At 66.8% G+C, this 21,846-nt stretch carries 22 protein-coding genes and 1 pseudogene; 11 read left to right on the top strand and 12 right to left on the bottom strand.

The window, feature by feature from the left end; genetic code table 11:
• Positions 1 to 83: 83 nt before the first annotated feature.
• The 3 genes from AncyloWKF20_RS08985 to AncyloWKF20_RS08975 all read right to left on the bottom strand — a co-directional run bounded on the left by AncyloWKF20_RS08985 (position 84) and on the right by AncyloWKF20_RS08975 (position 2,938).
• The gene (locus tag AncyloWKF20_RS08985) at positions 84 to 437 is read right to left on the bottom strand and encodes a cupin domain-containing protein (RefSeq protein WP_267581769.1); all 354 of its coding nucleotides are present in this window, start codon (positions 435 to 437) and stop codon (positions 84 to 86) included.
• A gap of 122 nt (positions 438 to 559) precedes the next feature.
• Complete coding sequence (locus AncyloWKF20_RS08980) at positions 560 to 2,173, bottom strand: regulator (protein WP_279317520.1); 1,614 nt, start codon at positions 2,171 to 2,173, stop codon at positions 560 to 562.
• A gap of 66 nt (positions 2,174 to 2,239) precedes the next feature.
• Positions 2,240 to 2,938 (bottom strand): cysteine hydrolase, encoded by a 699-nt coding sequence (locus AncyloWKF20_RS08975; RefSeq protein ID WP_279317519.1) that lies wholly within the window; start codon positions 2,936 to 2,938, stop codon positions 2,240 to 2,242.
• Positions 2,939 to 3,261: 323 nt separating this feature from the next.
• Between AncyloWKF20_RS08975 and AncyloWKF20_RS08970 the strand changes: the two genes are divergently transcribed.
• The 3 genes from AncyloWKF20_RS08970 (at position 3,262) to uvrB (ending at position 7,530) form a co-directional block, all read left to right on the top strand.
• Positions 3,262 to 3,939 (top strand): hypothetical protein, encoded by a 678-nt coding sequence (locus AncyloWKF20_RS08970; protein ID WP_279317518.1) that lies wholly within the window; start codon positions 3,262 to 3,264, stop codon positions 3,937 to 3,939.
• A gap of 129 nt (positions 3,940 to 4,068) precedes the next feature.
• Positions 4,069 to 4,866 (top strand): phosphodiesterase, encoded by a 798-nt coding sequence (locus tag AncyloWKF20_RS08965; RefSeq protein WP_279317517.1) that lies wholly within the window; start codon positions 4,069 to 4,071, stop codon positions 4,864 to 4,866.
• Positions 4,867 to 4,929: 63 nt separating this feature from the next.
• Positions 4,930 to 7,530 (top strand): excinuclease ABC subunit UvrB, encoded by a 2,601-nt coding sequence (gene uvrB / locus AncyloWKF20_RS08960; RefSeq protein ID WP_279317516.1) that lies wholly within the window; start codon positions 4,930 to 4,932, stop codon positions 7,528 to 7,530.
• An 18-nt stretch (positions 7,531 to 7,548) separates the two neighbouring features.
• Here the strand turns inward: uvrB and AncyloWKF20_RS08955 are convergent, their stop codons facing one another.
• On the bottom strand, positions 7,549 to 7,962 hold the full coding sequence (locus AncyloWKF20_RS08955) for a GNAT family N-acetyltransferase (protein WP_279317515.1): 414 nt from the start codon (positions 7,960 to 7,962) through the stop codon (positions 7,549 to 7,551).
• Positions 7,963 to 8,059: 97 nt separating this feature from the next.
• Here AncyloWKF20_RS08955 and AncyloWKF20_RS08950 point away from each other — a divergent pair, with 97 nt between their 5' ends.
• Positions 8,060 to 8,446 (top strand): DUF805 domain-containing protein, encoded by a 387-nt coding sequence (locus AncyloWKF20_RS08950; RefSeq protein ID WP_279317514.1) that lies wholly within the window; start codon positions 8,060 to 8,062, stop codon positions 8,444 to 8,446.
• A gap of 73 nt (positions 8,447 to 8,519) precedes the next feature.
• Here AncyloWKF20_RS08950 and AncyloWKF20_RS08945 read toward each other — a convergent pair whose 3' ends face one another.
• Together AncyloWKF20_RS08945 and AncyloWKF20_RS08940 are read right to left on the bottom strand one after the other, a co-directional pair.
• Positions 8,520 to 9,542, bottom strand: coding sequence for a TIM44-like domain-containing protein (locus tag AncyloWKF20_RS08945; protein WP_279317513.1), 1,023 nt, complete (start codon positions 9,540 to 9,542; stop codon positions 8,520 to 8,522).
• A 180-nt stretch (positions 9,543 to 9,722) separates the two neighbouring features.
• Positions 9,723 to 9,905: a hypothetical protein gene (locus AncyloWKF20_RS08940; RefSeq protein ID WP_267581779.1), complete on the bottom strand. Its 183-nt coding sequence runs from the start codon at positions 9,903 to 9,905 to the stop codon at positions 9,723 to 9,725.
• Between the two features lie 357 nt (positions 9,906 to 10,262).
• Here AncyloWKF20_RS08940 and ppc point away from each other — a divergent pair, with 357 nt between their 5' ends.
• From ppc to AncyloWKF20_RS08910, 6 genes and pseudogenes are all read left to right on the top strand, one after another.
• Entirely contained in the window at positions 10,263 to 13,058 is a 2,796-nt protein-coding gene (gene ppc, locus AncyloWKF20_RS08935; protein ID WP_279317512.1) for a phosphoenolpyruvate carboxylase, read from the top strand.
• A gap of 9 nt (positions 13,059 to 13,067) precedes the next feature.
• The gene (locus AncyloWKF20_RS08930; RefSeq protein ID WP_267581781.1) at positions 13,068 to 13,361 is read left to right on the top strand and encodes a cupin domain-containing protein; all 294 of its coding nucleotides are present in this window, start codon (positions 13,068 to 13,070) and stop codon (positions 13,359 to 13,361) included.
• 108 nt (positions 13,362 to 13,469) lie between these two features.
• Complete coding sequence (locus AncyloWKF20_RS08925; RefSeq protein ID WP_279317511.1) at positions 13,470 to 14,108, top strand: FMN-binding negative transcriptional regulator; 639 nt, start codon at positions 13,470 to 13,472, stop codon at positions 14,106 to 14,108.
• Positions 14,109 to 14,118: 10 nt separating this feature from the next.
• Positions 14,119 to 14,259, top strand: a pseudogene (locus tag AncyloWKF20_RS08920) (LysE family translocator); the annotation flags it as partial.
• Positions 14,260 to 14,381: 122 nt separating this feature from the next.
• Positions 14,382 to 14,609 carry a hypothetical protein gene (locus AncyloWKF20_RS08915; RefSeq protein WP_279317510.1) on the top strand — a complete coding sequence of 76 codons (228 nt, stop codon included), beginning with the start codon at positions 14,382 to 14,384 and terminating at the stop codon, positions 14,607 to 14,609.
• Positions 14,588 to 14,890, top strand: coding sequence for a type II toxin-antitoxin system RelE/ParE family toxin (locus tag AncyloWKF20_RS08910; protein ID WP_279317509.1), 303 nt, complete (start codon positions 14,588 to 14,590; stop codon positions 14,888 to 14,890). Before AncyloWKF20_RS08915 ends, AncyloWKF20_RS08910 begins: the two co-directional genes overlap by 22 nt.
• A gap of 6 nt (positions 14,891 to 14,896) precedes the next feature.
• Here the strand turns inward: AncyloWKF20_RS08910 and AncyloWKF20_RS08905 are convergent, their stop codons facing one another.
• Together AncyloWKF20_RS08905 and AncyloWKF20_RS08900 are read right to left on the bottom strand one after the other, a co-directional pair.
• Positions 14,897 to 15,649: a 3-keto-5-aminohexanoate cleavage protein gene (locus AncyloWKF20_RS08905; RefSeq protein ID WP_279317508.1), complete on the bottom strand. Its 753-nt coding sequence runs from the start codon at positions 15,647 to 15,649 to the stop codon at positions 14,897 to 14,899.
• 26 nt (positions 15,650 to 15,675) lie between these two features.
• On the bottom strand, positions 15,676 to 16,149 hold the full coding sequence (locus tag AncyloWKF20_RS08900; RefSeq protein WP_279317507.1) for a YaiI/YqxD family protein: 474 nt from the start codon (positions 16,147 to 16,149) through the stop codon (positions 15,676 to 15,678).
• A gap of 396 nt (positions 16,150 to 16,545) precedes the next feature.
• Here AncyloWKF20_RS08900 and ggt point away from each other — a divergent pair, with 396 nt between their 5' ends.
• On the top strand, positions 16,546 to 18,270 hold the full coding sequence (gene ggt / locus AncyloWKF20_RS08895) for a gamma-glutamyltransferase (RefSeq protein ID WP_279317917.1): 1,725 nt from the start codon (positions 16,546 to 16,548) through the stop codon (positions 18,268 to 18,270).
• Between the two features lie 220 nt (positions 18,271 to 18,490).
• Here the strand turns inward: ggt and AncyloWKF20_RS08890 are convergent, their stop codons facing one another.
• The 4 genes from AncyloWKF20_RS08890 to urtD all read right to left on the bottom strand — a co-directional run bounded on the left by AncyloWKF20_RS08890 (position 18,491) and on the right by urtD (position 21,840).
• Entirely contained in the window at positions 18,491 to 18,847 is a 357-nt protein-coding gene (locus AncyloWKF20_RS08890; RefSeq protein ID WP_279317506.1) for a zinc ribbon domain-containing protein, read from the bottom strand.
• 199 nt (positions 18,848 to 19,046) lie between these two features.
• Complete coding sequence (fmdA, locus tag AncyloWKF20_RS08885; RefSeq protein WP_279317505.1) at positions 19,047 to 20,276, bottom strand: formamidase; 1,230 nt, start codon at positions 20,274 to 20,276, stop codon at positions 19,047 to 19,049.
• Between the two features lie 96 nt (positions 20,277 to 20,372).
• Positions 20,373 to 21,062, bottom strand: a complete 690-nt coding sequence (gene urtE / locus AncyloWKF20_RS08880) for an urea ABC transporter ATP-binding subunit UrtE (protein ID WP_279317504.1) — start codon at positions 21,060 to 21,062, stop codon at positions 20,373 to 20,375.
• A gap of 10 nt (positions 21,063 to 21,072) precedes the next feature.
• Positions 21,073 to 21,840, bottom strand: a complete 768-nt coding sequence (gene urtD, locus AncyloWKF20_RS08875) for an urea ABC transporter ATP-binding protein UrtD (RefSeq protein ID WP_267581789.1) — start codon at positions 21,838 to 21,840, stop codon at positions 21,073 to 21,075.
• Positions 21,841 to 21,846: the final 6 nt, after the last annotated feature.

Raw genomic sequence — 21,846 nt, 5'->3', positions numbered from 1 at the left:
CCCCTCTTGGCGCGAAGATGCGTCGAGGGCGATGGCCGGTCAATAACGGCAAGGCAACACCCCCGGAGAATCCGCACCCAGCGTCAGATGAGGCGGATCACGTAGAGCTTGCGCGTGGTCTCGACCACCTCCCACACGCCCTTGAAGCCCGGCCGGATGACGAAGCTGTCGCCGGCGGTGAGCCTTACGGGCGGCGCGCCGTCCTCGTGCAGGATGGAAACGCCGGAGAGCAGCGAGCAGAACTCCCACTCCTCATAATCCACCCGCCAGGAGCCGACGCTCGATTCCCACACGCCGGCGAAGAGGGCGTTGTCGGGCAGGGTTTCGAGGTTCCAGGTCAGGTGCCGCGGATCGCCGGCGACGATGCGTTCCGGCAGGGGCGCGGTTTCCTCCGGCGTACCGAGATTGTCGGGGTCGAAGCGGAGCAGGAAGGACATGGAGACCTCAAGGGAATGGCGCCGCCAACAGAAACGGCGCGGCCCATCCTGTGCGATGCGCCGCGCCGCCTCAAGCCGCTTCGATCCGCCCCCCGGTGGATCGAGGCGTTATCCCAATGCCGTTATTCGGCCGGCGCCGCCTGCACCGAGGTGGGCAGGCTCGCCGTCTCTGTCTCCGTTACCGCGAGTTTCGAGCAGGCGAAGAGGAAGCCGGCAACGATCAGATAGGCCAGCGCCACGCCGGGCGTGACGCCGATCCCCACCGCTTCGCCATGCATGAAGCCGAAGAAGGTGAGGACGGCACCGGCGAGCGCGAAGGCGGCGGCCGGCACGAATTTGCGCTCCACCACGAACACGCCGATGGCACCGAGGACGAGGCCAACCAGAATGGCGCCGCCTCCCATCACTTCGAGCCCGTGATAGAGCACGCCGACCGAGCCGAGCTTGTCGAGCCCGAGCGCTGCCGCCGATGTGCCGGCGACCCCCAGCGAATTGTCGATCAACAGCTTGGCCCAGGCCGCCAGATGCGGAGTGAGCGCCAGCACCACGGCCGGGGCATGCTTGGCCGGCGTGGTCTGGAACGCCTGCGCGCCGATGAGCATGCCGATGTAGAGCAGGATCGGCGAGATGGCGACGACGGGGATCAGCGCCAGCAGCAGAGCGATGATGCCGAACCAGGAGAGGATGATGACCATCAGCCCGGTCGCGGCCGAGTAGCCGATGCGCCCGCCCATCGACTTCCAGCCGGGGTGGCCGATATAGACCGCGTTGATGAAGGGGTTGCCCATCAGGCAGCCGATGAGGCTCACCACGCCATCGGCGGTCAGCACCCGCGTGGTCGGGTAATGATCGCCCGCCGCTTCCGCGCTCTCCACATTGTCCATGGCTTCCACGAGGTCGTAGATGCCGAAGGGAATAGCGGTGACCAGGATGATGCCGAGATACTGGAAGCCGGAGAAGACGTGATCGAAGGCCGGCAGCGGCACCGAGAAGCCGAAGCTGGAGAGCGCCGCCCCCACCTTGTCGACGCTCATGCCGCCATAATTCAGCCCGAGTGCGGTGGAGCCCCAGGCGATGATCATGCCGACGGCGATGGCGACGAGGCCGGCGGGAATGCCCTTGGGGTATTTCACCCCGCCGAACCAGCTCACCAGGATGATGGCGAAGCAGGTGAGGCCGATGACCGGCGTGGTGAAGATCTCGAAGGCGGGGCGCATCGAGATGAAGGCGATGGAGACGCCCGCCAGCGTGCCGAGCAGGGCCGCGCGGGGGGTGATCCGCCGGATATAGGGGGCGATGAAGCCACCGATCATCAAGATGAAGCTCTGGAAGAACACCCAGACGAGCCCGGCTTCCCAGCCCTTGATCGGGTCACCCGTCGCCGCGCCGATCGGCAGCATGATGACGAAGGTGACGACGAACATATGCGGCACCGAGATGCCCGAGGGCAGGGCGCACACATCATCGCGCCCGGTCTTCTTGGCGAGCTGGTAGCCGAGCCACGCGTAATAGCTCGTGGACAGGAACATCATCAGCCCGACGGCGGGCAGGATGCGGCCGAAGACGATTTCCGGCGGCATCTTCAGCACGAACTGAAGCAGGCCGGTCAGCACCAGCATGTTGACGAGGATGTTGGTGCCGAAGCCGAACAGGGCATTCCAGTCGCCCCGCGTCCACAGCGTCGGCCTCATGCCGATGCGGGAGGGCGATATCGGCGTCATTTCGGTGGCGGACATGGTGGTTCGTCCCCTCAGGTTGATCGGTGGTCGCTCAGGCGAAAGGCGGCAGGCGCACGCTGAAACTCACGCCGCGTCGCTCTGGGCGGCGGGCTTGTTGCCGAGCGCGGCGGTGAGCGCCGCGGAATCGGAGACCCAGCCGAAGATCCCGCCCTGCGCCTTGATCATCTCGAGGCCGATGCGGTGGAACTCCGGGAAATAGGAGGCGCAGCAATCGCTGAGCGCGACGCAGCGATAGCCGCGATCATTGCCCTCGCGGATGGTGGTGTGGACGCAGACCTCGGTGGTGACGCCGGCCACCAGCAGCGTGTCGATGCCGCGGTTCTTCAGCATCAGCTCGAGGTCGGTCTGGTAGAAGGCGCCCTTGCCGGGCTTGTCGAGGACCGGCTCGCCGGGCGCGGGATAGAGCGCGGCGATGATGTCGTGGCCGGGCTCGCCGCGAATGAGGATGCGGCCCATCGGGCCAGCGCAGCCGATGCGTGTGGTGGGCTCGCCGCGCTCGACCTTGGCGGGCGGCGCGTCCATCATGTCCGGGCGGTGGCCCTCGCGCGTGTGGATGACCAGCATCCCCGCCGCGCGCGCCGCCGCCAGCGCCACCTGACAGGGAACGACCGCCGCCTGCAGCAGCGACACGTCATTGCCCAGCGTCTCGCCGAAACCGCCCGGCTCCAGAAAGTCCCGCTGCATGTCGATGATGACCAGCGCCGCGCGCGCCGGATCAAAGGCAAGGGCGGCAGGCTCGGCGGCGAGAAGCGTCTCGGGCATGGGGCGGCTCCGCGATCAGGAAGCACGGAGCCTCGGCGGAGGGCGTCGGTTCGTGCATACATTGATGTATGCAGGAGGTGTGCCAAGCCTTAGTTCACGAATTGTTCGATTTAAGTTATTGTGATAAAAAGACTTTATCCGGAATGGGTATGCCGCAAAGCTCGCTGTTTGTGGCGGGTGCGAACGCATAGTGATTATTAAATAGTCAAATACCCGAGCCTGTTCCGTCTGTGGGCGACTTTGCGGTATCTCCTTAAGATTGCTCTTTTCATTTATGCAACCTATGAGAGTATGTCTGTCGGGTGCTGAATGGGGAGGCGACGTTGAAGCTGGCGGTTGCTGTGTGCTTGGTGGGCGGTCTTTTGGTGGCCGGGTGTGCAAAAAATTCTATTGTGCTGGGTGCGCGGGACATCTCGCCCCCGCGAAAGGGTATTTTCGTCGGTGGCTTGTACGCGGCCGAGGGTGGAGCGCGCTCGACCCGGTCTGGGGCCGTGAACCTCACGGATCTCTGCACGGTTTCTCCAACACTTGAAGAATTCGGTTTGAATGAACCCGCGGGTGCTGAGGTTACGGCGATCGATCTGCTCAAAAATCGCGTCTTTTCGGCGACGATTGCCGACCTTAATACAAAGTTGGCTGATATTGGTGTGGATGGGTCAATATCTGATTACTACGAATACAAAGTCGATAATATCCTATACTATAGTATGCCGGCCACGGAAGCGCGCAAAGTATTCAATGCGTTGATGGCTCAGCCGGCATGCCGCACCGAACTGCAACTCGCGGAGGGGCGGGTGTTCCAGGTGCTCGGCGCCTATGTGGGCGATGTGGTGTTCACGGAAAGGCAGGACATCTCGTTGACGCCCAGCCTCGCCGGCAAGTTGAAGCGCTTCACGCCGACCCTAAAGGCGTCTCTCCAGAGTACCTATAACCTCACCTTCTCCGGCAAGGGCGTCGTCTTTGCGTTCATTCCGCGTGAGAAAAAGCCATCCTCCTCCTGATCCGGCGCCGGTCCGCCGCGTTTCGCCGCCGATCTGGACGGCCGGGCGGCGGCAGTGGGTGAACCGCACACGGACTTGGCAGACGGCCTGCGGGGCGCCAGAGTTGCCGCCCCGCCGCCGGAGCCTTCCATGCTCATCGCCCATCTCTCCGACCCGCATCTGCGCCCGCCGGGCGTGCTCTATCAGGGGCTGGTCGATTCCAACGCCATGTTCGCCGCCGCGCTGGATCATCTCGCCCGGCTCGATCCGCGCCCGGATCTGGTGCTACTGACCGGCGATCTGGTGGATGACGGAACGCCCGAGGAATACGCCCATGCCCGCGACCTGCTGGCGGGGATCGGGCTGCCGCTGCTGGCCATTCCCGGCAATCATGATGAGCGCGAGGCATTCCGGGCGGCGTTTGCCGATCACGCCCACCTGCCACCGGCGGGGCCTTTGCATTTCGCGGTGGGTGAGCACGGTCCGGTGCGGATTGTCGCTGTCGATGTCACCGTGCCCGGCGATCATCACGGCGATTTCGACGCGGCGGCGGAAGACTGGCTGGAGGCGACGCTCGCCGCCGAGCCGGAGCGGCCGACGCTGGTGATGATGCACCAGCCGCCCTTTGTGAGCGGCATCGCCGGCATTGACGACTATAATTGCCGGGGTGGCGACCGGCTCGCCGCCGTCCTGGCGCGGCATCCTCAGGTTCAGCGGCTGCTCTGCGGCCATATCCACCGTTCCATGCAGTTGCTCTTCGGCGGCACGTTGCTGCTCACCGCGCCGAGCACCACCACCGCCATCGCGCTGCGCCTCGCGCCGCAGGCGGAGCCGGCCTCCTATGTCGAGTCGCCGGCGCTGCTGCTGCATCACTGGCGGGAGGGCACCGGGCTCATCACCCATCACGTCCCCATCGGGCGCTTTCCCGGTCCTTACGACTTCTTCTGACGCCGTACCGGGCGGGCGCGTGGCCCCCTTTTCGGATCGCGCCGGAGCGCCCATATTCCCGCCATGGCCAAAGCAGCACGTCCCGGCGGATTCGCGGAGCGCTCCCAGCGCGCCTTCGAACCTGCGCAATCCGCGACCCTCGATCCCGCTCTCGCCGAGAAGCTCGGCGTGGCGCCGACTTCCGGCGCCTCCGCCACCGTGGCGGCGCTCACCGCGCTGATCGAGACCGGCCGCCCGGAAGTCGACGGCCAGCTCTGGGTGCCGCACCGCCCCGCCCGCCCGGAAAAGTCCGAAGGCGGCGTGCGCTTCGTGCTGAAGTCCGACTACACGCCCAATGGCGATCAGCCGCAGGCGATCGAGGAATTGTGCAAGGCGGCGCAGGAGGGCGAGCGCGATCAGGTACTGCTCGGCGTCACCGGCTCGGGCAAGACCTTCACCATGGCCAATGTCATCCAGCGCCTGCAGCGCCCGGCACTCGTGCTGGCGCCGAACAAGACGCTGGCGGCGCAGCTCTATGGCGAGTTCAAGAGCTTCTTCCCCGACAATGCGGTGGAGTATTTCGTCTCCTATTACGACTACTACCAGCCGGAAGCCTATGTGCCGCGCACCGACACCTTCATCGAGAAGGAATCGTCGATCAACGAGCAGATCGACCGGATGCGCCACTCGGCAACGCGCGCGCTGCTGGAGCGCGACGACGTCATCATCGTCGCCTCCGTCTCCTGCATCTACGGTATCGGCTCGGTCGAGACCTATGCCTCGATGACCTTCAAGGTCGAGGTGGGCGAGCGCATCGACCAGCGCCAGCTCCTCGCCGACCTCGTGGCCCTGCAATATAAGCGCACCCAGGCCGATTTCGGCCGCGGCACCTTCCGCGTGCGCGGCGATGTGATCGAGGTGTTCCCGGCGCATTACGAGGACCGCGCCTGGCGCATCTCGCTGTTCGGCGACGAGGTGGAGAGCATTCAGGAATTCGACCCGCTCACCGGGCAGAAGTCGCAGGATCTGAAGTTCGTCAAGCTCTACGCCAATTCGCACTATGTGACGCCACGCCCGACGCTGATCCAGGCGACCCAGGGCATCAAGGCCGAGCTGAAGATGCGGCTGGACGAGCTCAACGCCATGGGCCGCTTCCTCGAGGCGCAGCGTCTGGAGCAGCGCTGCACCTTCGATCTGGAAATGATGGAGGCGACGGGAAGCTGCGCCGGCATCGAGAACTATTCGCGCTGGCTCACCGGCCGCCAGCCCGGCGAGCCGCCGCCGACGCTGTTCGAATATGTGCCCGACAACGCGCTGATCTTCTGCGACGAAAGCCACGTCACCGTGCCGCAGATCGGCGCCATGTATCGCGGCGACTTCCGCCGCAAGGCGACGCTGGCGGAATATGGCTTCCGCCTGCCGAGCTGCATGGACAACCGGCCGCTGCGCTTCGAGGAATGGGAGGCGATGCGCCCGCAGACGGTGCATGTCTCCGCCACCCCCGGCAAATGGGAGATGGAGAAGACCGGCGGCGTCTTCGTCGAGCAGGTCATCCGCCCCACCGGTCTGGTCGACCCGGAAGTCGAGGTCCGCCCGGCCCGCACGCAGGTCGACGACCTGCTGGGCGAGGTGCGCGCCACCGCCGCCAAGGGCTACCGCACGCTGGTGACGGTGCTCACCAAGCGCATGGCGGAAGACCTCACCGAATATCTGCACGAGAACGGCATTCGCGTGCGCTACATGCACTCGGACATCGACACGATCGAGCGCATCGAGATCATCCGCGACCTGCGCCTCGGCGCCTTCGACGTGCTGATCGGCATCAATCTGCTGCGCGAGGGCCTCGACATTCCCGAATGCGGGCTGGTCACCATCCTCGACGCTGACAAGGAAGGCTTCCTGCGCTCGGAAACCTCGCTGGTGCAGACCATCGGCCGCGCCGCGCGCAATGTCGATGGGCGGGTCATCCTCTATGCCGACAACATCACCGGCTCGATGGAGCGGGCGATGGCGGAGACCGAACGCCGCCGCGCCAAGCAGGTCGCCTGGAACACCGAGCACGGCATCACCCCGGAGAGCGTGCGCAAGGCGATCGGCGACATCCTCAACAGCGTCTATGAGCGCGACCATGTGACGGTGGATGCCGGCATGGCGGAGGGCGCCGCCACCTATGGCAACAACCTCGCCGCGGTGATGGCGGATCTGGAAAAGCGCATGCGTGCCGCCGCCGCCGATCTCGATTTTGAGCAGGCCGCGCGGCTGCGCGACGAGATCAAGCGGCTGCAGGCGACGGAACTCGCCATCTCCGACGATCCGCTCGCCCGGCAGGCCAGCGTCGACGACCAGACCGGCGGTTATCGCGGCGAGCGCAAATATGGCCGTGCCGCCAACATGCCGGAGAAGAAGGCGGGCCGGGGCAAGGGGGGCGCCAAGGCGGGCCCGCGTTCCTCGCCCGGTCATGTGTCCTCCGGCCATGCCGCGCGGGCCGACGAGGCGCAGGCGGTCTATGACCCCGGCGACGACGCCGCCCTGCCGCGCTCGCGCATTGTCGTGCCCTCGCTCGACGATATGGGCCCCGGCACCGATCGAGTAGAGCCGCTGCGCGTCGAGGACTGGGTGCGGCCGGAGCGGCCGGACCCGATGACCAAGGGCTACCGCCCCGGCGGACGCCGCAAGGGACGATGATGCGGCGGTGAGGGCGCCTTAGAACCGCTTCTTCAGCCAGATGCAGGAATGGCCCGGAGGGTAATCGTCGATCTGGCCGAAGCGCTGGTAACCGTGCTTGGCGTAGAAATCCGGCGCCTGGAAGCTGTAGGTCTGCAGATGGGCGCCGATGCAGCCACGCGACCGCGCCTCCGTCTCGGCGGCCATGAGCAGGGAGCTGCCCACGCCGCCGCCCCGCACGTCGGGCGACACCCAGAGCCAGTCGACGAACATCCAGCCGAAATAGCAGTGCGCCTTGAGCCCGGCCTGGACCCCACCGTCGTCATCGCGGGCGATGACCCAGAAGTTCGATGCGTGCAGCGGGCCACCCTTGGCCTCGTTGTAAACATCGAGCCCCCGGTCGATCAGCTCCCGCACCTCGGCGGCCGGATTGGCTTCCACGTCTAGTCTCATGGGCTGCTCTCCCCGGCCTCGTATTTGCGCGAGGTGGTCTTGGCCGCCCTTCGTGGCAACAATGCGTGGCGATGCCAATGAGGCATGGGGGAATGTCATGGGTTTCACGCAAGCCGTATCGAGCGGTCTCAGCCAGTACGCGACCTTCACCGGCCGGGCCACGCGGTCGGAATATTGGTGGTGGGTGCTGTTCTCGATCCTCGTCAACATTGTCACCGGCCTGCTCGATACGGCGCTGTTCGGCGCGGTGTCGCTGCTTGCCTATGGCGACATGCACGCGCTGACACCGATCAGCACACTTGTCGGGCTGGCGCTGCTCATCCCCTCGCTCGCGCTGGCCGTTCGCCGCTTCCACGACATGGATCACACCGGCTGGTGGCTGCTGATCGGGCTTACCGGTATCGGCGCGTTGGTTATCTTCTTCTGGTTCATGCGGCGCGGCACGGTTGGTCCGAACCGCTTCGGCTATGACCCGCTGAGCTGATCCCGCTGAGCTGACGCCGCAACGAAAACGGGCGCCGCAAGGGCGCCCGTTCAATCGGTCAGGAGACGAAGGTTCAGCCCTGTTGGATGGCGCTGAGCTGCCAGGCGCCGCCCGGCGTGCGGGTGAAGGTCCAGAACTCCACCGCCTGCTCCAGACGGTCAGGGTCGCCCTGCACGACACGGCCTGTGGCCTTATCGAGCGTCACGTCCTTCAGCTGATAGCGCATGGCGACGGTGGCGTAATCGCGCCCATCCTCGTTCCAGGCTTCCGACAGGTCGCCCTGCAGCAGCTTCACATCGGTGAGTCGGTTCTCCAGCCCGTCCTTTGCCAGATCGTCCAGCTCCTCGCCGATATAGCCCATCATTTCCGGCGTCAGGCGCTCGGCCAATGCGGCGCGGTCGTCGCGGCCATAGGCCGTCTGCACCTCGCCGAGCAGGCGCTCGAAGCTGTCGAAATCGCCACCTTCCAGCTTGATCGGGCGGCCGCGCGGGCCGGTGCCGAAGCCGAATCGGGCGGGGCCCGTGGCGGTCGCTGCCGGCGCGCCCTGCGGCGCACCGGTGCCGCCGACGCCGTTCAGCGCGTCGCGCTGCAGCGGCGCGGCCGGATCGGGGCGGGCGCCGCCGGCATAGGACGGCTGGTTGCGATTGCGCAGCCAGCCCATCACCAGACGGACGACGATGAAGATGAGCGCCACCTGAAGCAGCAGGCCGAGAATGCCGGAGAGGCTGCCGAGGCCGGAGAAGAAGCCCGAGCCCATGAGCAGGCCGAACAGGCCGGCGCCGAGCAGGCCGCCCATCAGGCCACCCATGAAGCCGCCGCGGTTGAAGAAGCCGCCGGGCTGGGCGCCGGGCGCGCGGGCCGCCGCGCCGGGCGCGGTCTGGCCCTGCGGCGTCGCGGAACGTTGCATCGGCTGGGCGGAAGGTGCGGTGGGGGTGGGGGCCGGGGTCGACCAGGTCTTCGAACCACGGCTGCCGAAGCTGCCGCTACGACCGACACGCGCCTCGGCGAAATCGGTGGCGACCATCAGGCCGGCACCGAGAAACAGGGTCGCCACGGCGATACGCAGCATGGCGGAGCGGGAACGCGAGGTCTTCACGAGGCGGGTTCTCCCAACACGACGGCGATCCGGCGGCCCGAAGATCGGGCCTGCCGCTGCGTCACATATGGGGAAGAAGCGCGGTGATTTCCACCCCGTCGCCATCACGTCGCTGCGACGAGGGTCATCTGAGACCCATCGGGGCGGCGAGGCAGGGGACGGCGCCGATTCCCGACGGCCTCAGAAACCGAGGCGCGATTCGAGCGAGGCGATGGAGCCGACGGGCGCGGATACGAGGCTGCCGGACTTCTTGTCGGCGGAGGCCGGAGCGGCAATCTGACCGGGCAGAGCCTTCGACTGGAGGGCCTTGGGCGGCAGGGCGGCTTGGGTCTGAACCTCGGAACGGTTCATGACGGGGGGCATTTCGACGTCCTTCCTGTTACGCATACGCAGCCGGCGATTCACGCGCCGGATTGACCACAAAAGACACCGCCACTGGACGATGCCGGCTCAACGAGACTGACTATGAAGGTTTAACGGTTAACCTTGCCTGAGCCTGACGTTCATATTGGGCGCGATTCCGTTCAGAAACGGGGCGCCTATAAGGCAGAACGAAAGAATCCGAACCCTGTTGCGCGGATGCCTCACGGTCAGGGCGCTGAGATAGGCGCCGGACCCACCTGCGACAACCTAATCTTCAGGCATGGCTGTCATGCCCGGCATGCTAATTGCTAAGTTGTCTTACGCCTAAAGGAGTATCGCCATGTCGGGAGTCGCCTCATGTCCCTCGCTCTGACCATCGCCGTGTCCGACAGCGAGTCCGACGCCGATACCGAATTCGACCTGTCGCTGCGCGACGACATCCGCATGCTCGGCCGCGTGCTGGGCGAGACGGTGCGCGACCAGGAGGGCGATGCCACCTATGAACTGGTGGAAAGCATTCGCCGCGTCTCCACCCGCTTCCACCGCGAGGATGACCAGGGCGCCCGGCGCGAGCTTGAGGCGATGCTCTCGGACCTCGGTCCGGACCAGACCATCTCCATCGTCCGCGCCTTCAGCTATTTCTCGCACCTCGCGAACATCGCCGAGGATCAGAACGTGATACGCCGCCGCCGCGCTGTTGCGGCGAGCGGGCGCGGCGCGGCGCCGGCCTCGATCGCCCATGCGCTGGAGCGCGCCCGCGCGGCGGGCATCCCGCTGGCGGAACTGCGCAAGTTCTTCGCGACCGCGCTGGCGAGCCCGGTGCTGACCGCCCACCCGACCGAGGTCCGCCGTCGCTCCACCCAGACGCATGAGATGCGTATCGCCGAGCTGCTCGCCGCGCGTGCCGGGCTCGAACCCACGCCCGAGGAGGTCGGGGAGGCCGAGGACGAGCTGCGCCGGCGCGTGCTCATGCTCTGGCAGACCAACCTGCTCCGCCGCACCAAGCTCACCGTGCTGGACGAAGTGGCGAACGGGCTTGCCTATTACGACTACACCTTCCTGCGCGAACTGCCGAAGCTCTATGCGGCGCTGGAGGATCGCCTCGCCGTGGTCGAGGGCGTGCCGCCGGAGAGTGCCCCCGAGGTCGGCTCCTTCCTGCGCATGGGTAGCTGGATCGGCGGCGACCGCGACGGCAACCCCTTCGTCACCGCCGAAGTCACCCGCGAGACCATGCGGATGCAGAGCGCGCAGGCCGTGCGCTTCTATCTCGGCGAGCTTGACGCGCTCGGCGCCGAGCTCTCCATCTCCACCATCCGCGTCAAGGTGGCCGAGGATCTGCTGGCGCTGGTCGATGCGGCTCCCGAATCCTCGCCGCACCGGCGCAACGAGCCGTACCGCCTCGCCGCCTCCGCCATCGCCGCCCGGCTGCGCGCCACCGCCTTCCGGCTGGAGATCGCCGATCTCATCGGCCTCACCGTCAAGCCGTCGGTCGCGCCCTATGCCTCGGCCAAGGAATTCCGCGCCGATCTCGACATTATCGACGCCTCGCTCAAGGCGCACCGCTCCGCCGCCATCGCGCGCGGCAAGCTGCGGGCGCTGCGCCGGGCGGTGGATTGCTTCGGCTTCCACCTCGCCATTCTGGATTCGCGCCAGAACTCCGATGTGCATGAGCGCTGCGTCGCCGAGCTGTTCGAGGTCGCCGCGCCCGGCACCAACTACAAGGCGCTGCCGGAAGGCACCCGCACGTCGCTGCTGCTGCGCGAGCTGACCACGGCGCGCCCGCTCACCTCGCCCTTCGCGGCCTATTCCGAGGAGACGGTGGGCGAGCTGGCGATGCTGCGCACCTGCGCGCGCATCCACGAGATCTATGGCCGCGAGGCGATCCAGACCTGCATCATCTCCAAGGCCGAGGGCGTCTCGGACATGCTGGAGCTGGCGCTGCTGCTCAAGGAGGTCGGTCTCGTCGATCCCGCCGGCGCGGCGGCGGTGAACATCGTGCCGCTGTTCGAGACCATCGAGGATCTGCGCAACGCCGCCAAGGTGATGGAGCAGATGTTCCGCCTGCCGGAATACCGCAAGCTGGTCGACAGCCGCGGCGGCATGCAGGAAGTGATGCTCGGCTATTCGGATAGCAACAAGGATGGCGGCTTCGTCACCTCCGGCTGGGAGCTCTACAAGGCCGAGATCGAGCTGATCGAGGTGTTCAAGCGCCATGGCGTGAAGCTGCGCCTGTTCCATGGCCGCGGCGGTTCGGTCGGCCGTGGCGGCGGGCCGAGCTACGACGCCATCCTCGCCCAGCCGGGCGGGGCGGTGCAGGGCGAGATCCGCATCACCGAGCAGGGCGAGATCATCTCCTCCAAGTTCGCCAACCCGGCCGTCGGGCGCGGCAATCTGGAAATCCTCGCTGCCGCGACGCTGGAGGCGACGCTGCTCTCGGGCGACGCCAAGGCGCCGCGCGAGGAATATCTCACCGTGATGGAGGAGCTGTCCGACGCGGCCTTCCGCGCCTATCGCTCGCTGGTTTACGAGACCCCGCGCTTCGAGGATTATTTCTGGGAGTCGACGGTCATCAACGAGATCGCGACGCTCAACATCGGCTCGCGCCCGGCCTCGCGCAAGAAGACGCGGCGGATCGAGGATCTGCGCGCCATTCCCTGGGTGTTCTCCTGGGCGCAGTGCCGGCTCATGCTACCGGGCTGGTACGGCTTCGGTTCGGCGGTGACGGCGTGGCTGGAGAAGCACCCGGACGGCCTGCCGCTGCTGCAGGAGATGTACCGCGAGTGGCCGTTCTTCCGCACCCAGCTCTCCAACATGGACATGGTGCTCTCCAAGAGCTCCATCGCCATCGCCTCGCGCTACGCGCAGCTGGTGGAGGATGTGGAACTGCGCGAGAGCATTTTCGGGCGCATCCGCACCGAATATCAGGCCGCGATCGACTCGCTGCTGGCAATCTCCCAGCAGACCAAGCTGCTCGGCTCCAACCCGCTGCTCGACCGCTCGATCCGCAACCGCTTCCCCTATATCGACCCGCTCAACCATGTGCAGGTCGGTCTGCTCAGGAAGTACCGGGCGAGCGACACGGACGAGAAGGTGCTGCAGGGCATCCAGCTCACCATCAACGGCATCTCCGCCGGCCTGCGGAACTCCGGCTGAGGCGCGGTCATGGTGTTTGCCTGCACGATACCGGCCCGGCCGACGACGCTGGCCGATGATGAGCGCGTGCGCATCACGCGCTGGGATTTCGAGCCCGGCGCGACCACCGGCTGGCACGAGCACGCGATGGACTATGCCATCGTCTTCGTGACCGACGGGCTGATGGAGATCGACGTGGACGGGACGGTGACGCAGGTCGCCATGGCGGCGGGTGCCGCCTATTCCCGCCCCGCCGGCATCCGCCACGATGTGCGCAATGCCGGCGAAGCGCCGATGAGCTTCGTCGAGGTGGAGATGAAGTAGGGCAGGGGTGCGCCCGGCATCTCAGCGCGTGCCGGCACCGTGGGGTTTCTCGGTGCCGGCCTTGCTCTATGCTGGTCAGCGGATCCGCTCTCTTGACTGTCCCCGACCATGTACACGCCGCCCGCCTTCCGCGAAGACGATCCCGCCACGCTCCGCCAGATCATCCGCGCGGCGCGGCTCGCCACGCTGGTGACGGCGACGGCCGACGGGCTGATGGCAACGCCGCTGCCGCTCTATCTCGATGAGAGCGAGGGCGCGCATGGCGTGCTCTATGGCCATCTCGCCAAGGCCAACCCGCAATGGAAGGCCGCCCCATTGGGCGAGGCGCTGGTGCTGTTCTCCGGCGCCGACGCCTACATCACGCCGAGCTGGTACGCGGCGAAGCGCGAGCACGGCAAGGTGGTGCCGACCTGGAACTATGAGGCGGTCCACGCCTATGGCCCGGCCGAGTTCTTCGAGGATGCTGCGCGTCTTAGGGAGGCGGTCACACGGCTCACCCAGCTCTATGAGCAGCCGCGCGCCGAGCCCTGGGCCGTCACCGACGCGCCGGAGACCTTCATTGCCAGCCAGCTCAAGGGCATTGTCGGGCTGCGCCTGCCGATCACCCGGCTGGAGGGCAAGCGCAAGATGAGCCAGAACCGCTCCGAGGCCGACCGCGAAGGCGTCGCGCGCGGGCTGGCCGAGAGCGATAGCCCGAGCGACCGCGCGGTCGCGGCGATGATCCCGACCGCGCGCACAGATATGTGAGCCCCAGCCCATGAGCTTTCTCCCCGAGCTGTCGCACCTCGCCCTTTATGTCGCCGCCGCCCTGCTGCTGGCGGTCACGCCCGGCCCCGGCATCTTCTATGTCGCAGCGCGCACGCTGGCCGGGGGGCGGGCGGAGGGCATTGCCTCCTCCTGTTCGGCTTTCATCGCCGTGGCGTTGAACATGGCGGCGCGCCAGTAGCCGCCCGTCGCTCGCCCATCCCCGATATGGCGGGTGGGCTTTGCAGGGCAGGGCGGCGAGCGCATAATCCGCCCATGACGACCCTGTTCGACAAGGCCATTGCCGCCGCCCGCGCCCTGCCGGATCAGATGCAGGATGATATCGCGCGCGCTCTGATCGCGCTTGCGGAAGAGCAGGGCGCGTGCGTACCCCTCAATCACACCGAACGGGCGGCCATCGAACAATCGCGCGCGACTGCCGCGCGCGGGGATTTTGCCTCGGATGATGAGGTCCGGGCGGCATGGGCGACCCACGGCCTCTGAGGCTGCGTTACACGCACTCCGCGCTCGCCGACATTCGCCAATTGGCGGAGTACGTCGGCGCCCATTCCCCGCAATCCGCCCGCCGCGTGAGTCAGCGCCTTCGCGCGCTTATCGAGCATCTTCCGGCGCAACCCCTGCTCGGCCAGCGGACGGACCATCCCGCGATCCGCCGGCTGACCGCATGGCCCTATCCTTACCTGATCTTCTATGAGGTCACGCAGGATGACGTGATCGTTCATGCCGTCCGCCATGCCCGGCGCGACCCGGCATCCATGCCCTGAGCCGCCTCAGCCCGTGGCCGGCATTTCCGGGACGATCTTCGGCGGGACGCGCGCCATGTGGAAGGCGGCCTTGATGAGGGCGGCGTTGCCCTCGGCCTCGCTGCCATCCGGCATCAGCTTGCCGTCCTCAAAGCCGATGCGCGTATCCAGCCCGCGCATTAGCGCGTCCTGGTAGAGCGGCCATTTGGTGGCGTCGAGGCCGTGCTGGAGGATGGGCACGTCGAGGCTGGCGCGGGCCAGTACCTTGCGGATGCCGGCGGCGGCGGCGAGGCCTTCGGCCGTATCCTGCTCGTTGATCTCGATAAGAATGCGCAGGGCCTGGCGCGCCTCGGGCAGAGCGACGAAGCGCTCGGCATCCGCCACCGACCACAGCCCGGCCTCGACGCCGATGCCGCGCGACAGGCACAGGCGGATCATCTCCGGCGCGTCCTTCTCGATCAGGTTGATCGAGACATAGTCCGGCAGCACCTCCCACGCCTTCACCGCCTCGAGCCGGCCGGCGCCGCCCGGGGCTATACGCTCATGGGTGGAGAGGCCGATCGGCGTCTCCGGCAGGCGGGCGCGAATGGCGCGGATCGCTGCCGCGATGGCGGCCGGTTCCAGCGTCTCCGCCCCATCATCGCCGCGCGGGTGAATATGCAGCTCGCTCGCGCCCGCCGCGATGGCGAGCGCCGCATCCGTCGCGAGTTCCGACGGGGTGAGCGGGGTGAAAGCGTGAAAGTCCTTGGTCCGCGAACCATTAAGGCAGGCCTGCAGCATCGCACTCTCCTTGGCGCCGTTACCCATCAACCCGATGGGTGGCCCTTTCGTTTCAGCCGCATGACCGCGCGGTCGAGCGATTGCAGGAATTCCGAGCGGTCGCGCGGGGAAAAGGCGCGTGGGCCACGCGTCATCTCGCCGGCCTCGCGCAGATCGGCCATCAGGTTGCGGGTCGCAAGCTGCATGCCAATGCTGGAGGCGGTGAAGGGCCGGCCATTGGGCGCGATCGCCTCCGCCCCCTTCGCCACCGCGCGGGCGGCGAGCGGCACGTCGGCGGTGATGACGAGATCGCCTTCCTCGGCCCGCTCGGCGATCCAGTCATCGGCGACGTCGAGCCCGGACGGCACGATGACGCGCTCCACCTCCACGTCGCGCGGCGTGGCGATGTAGCTGTTGGAGACGAGAAAGACCTTGATGCCGTGGCGGGCGGCGACCCGGTAGGTCTCGTCCTTCACCGGGCAGGCATCCGCGTCGATATAGATGAAGATCGGCTTCAGCACAGTATTACCGCCGCCAAATAGCGTGAGTTCAAGAAAGAAGGGCTGCCCGTGAGGACAGCCCTTCCCATGTCAGACCGCGGTCCGGCCCGGTAACCGCCGCGAAGGCGGTGCATTGTGTCGCATCACGCGGCACGGACCTCGCAAGAGGCAAGCGTCCAGGTCACGGATACCGACGACCGCGGATCAAGACGATCAGACACTGGATCACCTCCTTTCAATTGTTGACGACGTTTGAAGCTTATACCGATTCGCCTATTCGTCATCCCCGCCGCGATCGGCTACGTTCACATAGCGTTACGCCCTGTTGAGGGGCCGTGAGGGATGCGAGGCACGGAGGCGAGAGGCATGGTTCACGGGCTCGGAGCAATCGCCCGCCCCTTCAGTGCGGGGCTGCTGATGGGGCTGCTGGCGCTCACCCCCGTTGGGGCCCAGCAGGCGTCCGATGCGCAGGCGCCCGAGCGCGCCGGGGCGGCGCAAGCGGGGGCGAAGCTCGCCACCGGGAAAAGCTGGATGGTCACCGCTGCCCACCCGCTGGCGGTGGAAGCGGGCGCCGCGCAGCTGCGCGCCGGCGGCAGCGCGATCGACGCGCTGGTGGCGACGCAGCTGGTGCTCGGCCTCGTCGAACCGCAATCCTCCGGCCTCGGCGGCGGGGCGTTTCTCGTCTATTGGGATGCCCGCAGCCGCAGCCTCACCACCTTCGACGGCCGCGAGACCGCGCCGCGCGCGGCGACGCCGACCTTGTTCCTCGACGCAAAGGGCGAGCCGCTGCCCTTCCTGCAGGCGGTGATCGGCGGGCGCTCGGTCGGCACGCCCGGCACGCCGCGCCTTCTGGAGACCGTGCATCGCCGTTATGGCAAGCGCCCCTGGGCCGAGCTGTTCGAGCCGGCGCGCGAGCTTGCCACCCATGGCTTCACAGTCTCGCCGCGCCTCGCGACGCTGATCGCCGGCGATGTCGAGACGCTGAAGCGCGACCAGACCGCGCGGGCCTATTTCCTCGATGGCGACGACCTGCCCCGCAAGGAGGGCACAAGGCTGCGCAACCCGGCCTATGCGGCGACACTACAGGTGCTCGCCACCAGCGGGGCGGATGCCTTCTACACCGGCGCGCTGGCCGACGACATGGTGCGCGCCGTGCAGAGCGGGGCGAATGCCGGGCTGCTGGCGCGGGAGGATCTGCGCGACTATCAGGTGAAGGAGCGCGCGGCGGTCTGCGCGCCCTATCGCGGCTTCGATGTCTGCGGCATGGGCCCGCCGAGCTCGGGCGCGCTCACCCTCGGCCAGATTCTCGGCCTCGTCGCGCCGTTCGATCTCAAGGCGCTCGGGCCGACCTCACCGGACGCGTGGCGGGTGATCGCCGACGCCTCGCGCCTCGCCTTCGCCGACCGCGAACGCTACATGGCCGACAGCGATTTCGTGCCCATGCCAACCAAGGGCCTGCTGGCGCCGGATTATCTCAAGGGCCGGGCGGAGCTGCTCAAGGGTGACGACGCGCTGCCCGCCGTCACCGCTGGCGAGCCGGGCTGGGATCACGCCCGCGCCGAGCCGCGCGTGGATGGCGCAGCGCCGGAAATGCCCTCGACCACGCAGATCACCATTGTCGACGCCGCGGGCAATGTCGCTTCCATGACCTCGACCATCGAGGCCGGTTTCGGCTCGCGGCTGATGGTGGGCGGCTTCCTGCTGAACAACGAGCTCACCGACTTCTCCTTCCGCTCCCACAAGAACGGCGTGCCGGTGGCGAACCGGGTGGAGCCGGGCAAGCGCCCGCGCTCCTCGATGACGCCGACCATCGTGATGAAGGATCGCAAGCCGGTTCTGGCGCTGGGCTCGCCCGGTGGCAGCCAGATCATCGGCTATGTCGCCAAGACGCTGATCGCCCATCTCGATTGGGGCCTGCCGCTCGATCAGGCCATCGCCGCGCCGAACGTGCTGGCGCGTTTCGACGCGGTGGAGATCGAGGCGGGCACGCCGGCTGAGGCGCTGGCGCCGGAGCTGAAGGCGCTCGGCTTCGAGGTGAAGACCGCGCCGATGACCTCGGGCGTGCAGGCGGTGGCGATCACGCCCGACGGCCTCATCGGCGCCGCCGATCCCCGCCGCGAGGGCGTGGCGATCGGGGAGTGAGGGGGCGAGCGTTTGCGCGCTCAGCGGGTCGCGTCTCTCCTCGGGGCGTCATCCCGGCCCCTCGGGTCTTGCCTACGGCAAGCCCAAGGGCAGGCTCCGCGCAGCGGAGAGCCGGGATCGTTCCTAGATTCGAGATGGCACACGATCCCGGATCGGCCTTTGGCCGTCCGGGATGACGTCTACTCGGGTCGGGACGTGACGACGGTGTCCCGCCCAGCCCTCAATGGCTGATCATCCACGGCCGCGCCGAGGGGAAGCTCTTGGCGCTGCTGGCGGCGGTGGCGGTCTTGGACTTTTTCGTGCGGCTCTTCATCCCGCCGGAGCAGCAGGAGCAGCTCGACGGATGCTTCTTCGCCGCGAACTCGCCCACCGACATCGGGGCGTTGGCGGCCCGCTCATTGGTGGCGTGGGCGATCAGGCTCTCGCGCGGCATGCCGGAGAAATGCGGGGCGGTGAGCAGAACGCGCGGGGCACTGGCGCCGCAATCGGGGCAGGGCTGCGGATCCTTGTACTCGCTCATCGGCCGCATCGCGGTGAAGTCGCCGCAGCTCTCGCAGAGATATTCATAGACGGGCATGGCCGCTCCCTGGGCGTTTCCTGGAGCATTTTCAAGCGAAGTGGATTCGGGTTCGCGTGAAGAAAATGCGTTCTAACAAGCGACTAGAAGGTGCGGCGGACGGGCGGGCCGTCCGCTGGAAGGGGAGGGCGGGGCGGCGCCGAGACCTGAAGGTCTCGTAGTTCAGCGCCGCCCCGCCGTCACCGGACGTCAGCGGGGGTCAAAGGTCCGGTGAAAGCGGCATCTGGATCGAGCCGTCGAGGAACTGGGTCGGTCCCGCGGCGGTCGGGTTGATGTCGAACTCGAAGATCTCGGTCGGCAGCCAGAGCGTCGCGCAGGCATTGGGAATGTCGACGACGCCGGAGATGTGGCCCTGCACCGGCGCGGTGCCGAGGATCGAATAGGCCTGCGCGCCGGAATAGCCGAACTTCTTCAGATACTCGATGGCGTTGAGGCAGGCCTGCCGGTAGGCGATGTGCACGTCGAGATAGTGCTGGCCGCCCTGCTCATCGACCGAGATGCCCTCGAAGATCAGGTAGTCCTTGTAGTTCGGGGTGATCGGCGACGGCTTGAAGATCGGGTTCTTGATCCCGTACTTGGCCATGCCGCCCTTCAGCACCTCGACCTTGAGATGCACCCAGCCGGCCATTTCGATGGCGCCGCAGAAGGTGATCTCGCCGTCGCCCTGGCTGAAGTGCAGGTCGCCCATGGAGAGGCCGCCGCCTTCGACATAGACCGGGAAGTAGATCTTCGAGCCGCGCGACAGATCCTTGATGTCGCAATTGCCGCCATGCTCGCGCGGGGGCACGGTGCGCGCCGCCGTGGCGGCCGCAGCGGTCTTCGCGTCGCCGGTCAGCCGGCCCATATGGGCGGTGGCGGCGAAGGGCGGGGCGGCAAGCGCCGGAACGCGGGTCGGGTTGGTGTCGATCAGCGCCTGCTCGCGGGTGTTCCAGGTGTCGAGCAGCTTCGGGTCGGGCAGGCAGCCGATGAGGCCGGGGTGGATGAGCCCGGCGAAGTTCACGCCCGGCACATGGCGCGAGGAGGTGAACATGCCCTTGAAGTCCCAGATCGACTTCTGGGCCTGCGGGAAATGGTCGGTCAGGAAGCCGCCGCCATTGTTCTTGGAGAAGAAGCCGTTGAAGCCCCACTGGCTGTCCGGCATGGCGCCGATATCGAGCAGGTCGACCACCAGCAGGTCACCGGGCTCGGCACCCTTGACGCCGATCGGGCCGGACAGGAAGTGCACGATGGTGAGGTCGATATCGCGCACATCGTCGGCGGAATTGTTGTTCTTGATGAAGCCGCCGGTCCAGTCATAGGTCTCGACGATGAAGTCGTCGCCCGGCTTCACCCAGGCCACCATCGGAATCTCCGGGTGCCAGCGGTTGTGAACCATGTCGTTCTCATAGGCCGACTGGTTCAGGTCGATCTTGATCAGGGTCTCGGTCATGCGTCTCACTCCCCGTGGACAAGCTGGGATCTTGGCAAGCTGGAATTGGGCAAGCTTGGTAAAGGCGGTCCGGCGGGGGCTCGGACCGGCAAAAACTCACACCGACAGGAACTTGGCGACCTTCGCCTCGTCGATGTCCGCGCGCTTGTCCTCGTGGACGATCTCGCCATTCTCGATGACGAGCACGCGGTCGGCGATGTCGAGGGCGAAGGACAGCACCTGTTCGGAGACGACGATGGACAGGCCGCGCTCGTCGCGGATGCGCTTCAGCGTGCGGGCCATCTCGCGGATGATCGAGGGCTGGATGCCCTCGGTCGGCTCGTCGAGCAGCAGCACCTTGGGGTCGGTGGCGAGTGCGCGGGCGATGGCGAGCTGCTGCTGCTGGCCGCCGGAGAGGTTGCCTCCGCGCCGGCCCTTCATTTCGAGCAGCACCGGGAACAGCTCATAGATGTCCGGCGGCACCTTGTTCTCGCCGCGCGGGATCAGCCCGGTCTCGATGTTCTCCTGCACCGTCATGGTGGAGAAGATCATGCGTCCCTGCGGCACATAGGCGACGCCGTTGGCGACGCGTTCATAGCTCTTGAGCTTGGTGACATCGGTCGCGCCGACGCTCACCGTGCCGCTCTTGGTCGGCACGATGCCCATCAGCGACTTCATGAGCGTGGTCTTGCCCATGCCGTTGCGGCCCATGATCGCGATGATCTCATTGGGCGCGACGGTGAAGTTCAGCCCGTGCAGGACTTCGCTCTCGCCATAGGAGACATGGAGGTTGGAGACGTTCAGCATGGGGCGTCCCTCAATGGCCGAGATAGACTTCGATGACCTTGGGGTCCGCCTGGACCTTGGCCATGGAGCCTTCGGAGAGAATCTTGCCCTGGTGCAGCACCGTCACCTTGTGGGCGATGTCCTCGACGAACTTCATGTCGTGCTCGATCACGATCACCGAGCGGTTCTTGATGATGGTGTTGAGCAGTTCCGCCGTCTTCTTGCGCTCGGAGACGCTCATGCCGGCCACCGGCTCGTCGAGCATCAGTAGTTCCGGGTCCTGGATCAGCAGCATGCCGATCTCCAGCCACTGCTTCTGGCCGTGCGAGAGATATTCGGCGCGCTGGTCGAGCTGGTCGGCGAGGAAGATGGTCTCGGCGATCTCCTGCACCCGCTCCTTCACCGCGGTGTCGCGGCGGAAGGTGAGGGCGCCCACCACGTTGCGGCCCTTCGGGTAGGAGATTTCCAGGTTCTCGAAGACGGTCAGGTCTTCATAGATCGACGGGTTCTGGAACTTGCGGCCGACGCCGGCGCGGACGATCTCGTGCTCCTTCATCTTGGTCAGCTCGCGGTCCTTGAAGCGGATCGAGCCGGTGGTGGCCTTGGTGCGGCCGCAGATGAGATCGAGCACGGTTGTCTTGCCGGCGCCGTTCGGGCCGATGATGACGCGGATCTCGTTCTCATCGACATAGAAGGACAGGTCGTTGACCGCCTTGAAGCCGTCGAAGGAGACGGTGAGCCCTTCCACCGCCAGAACGAAGTCCTTGTTCATGGTGTCGGTGATGAGTTGGGTGTTCATGGCGCG

The organism is Ancylobacter sp. WKF20 (genome assembly GCF_029760895.1).
Taxonomy (GTDB): Bacteria; Pseudomonadota; Alphaproteobacteria; order Rhizobiales; family Xanthobacteraceae; genus Ancylobacter.
The sequence above is the reverse complement of the archived record's forward strand: the minus strand, read 5'-3'. Positions and strand labels throughout refer to the sequence as shown.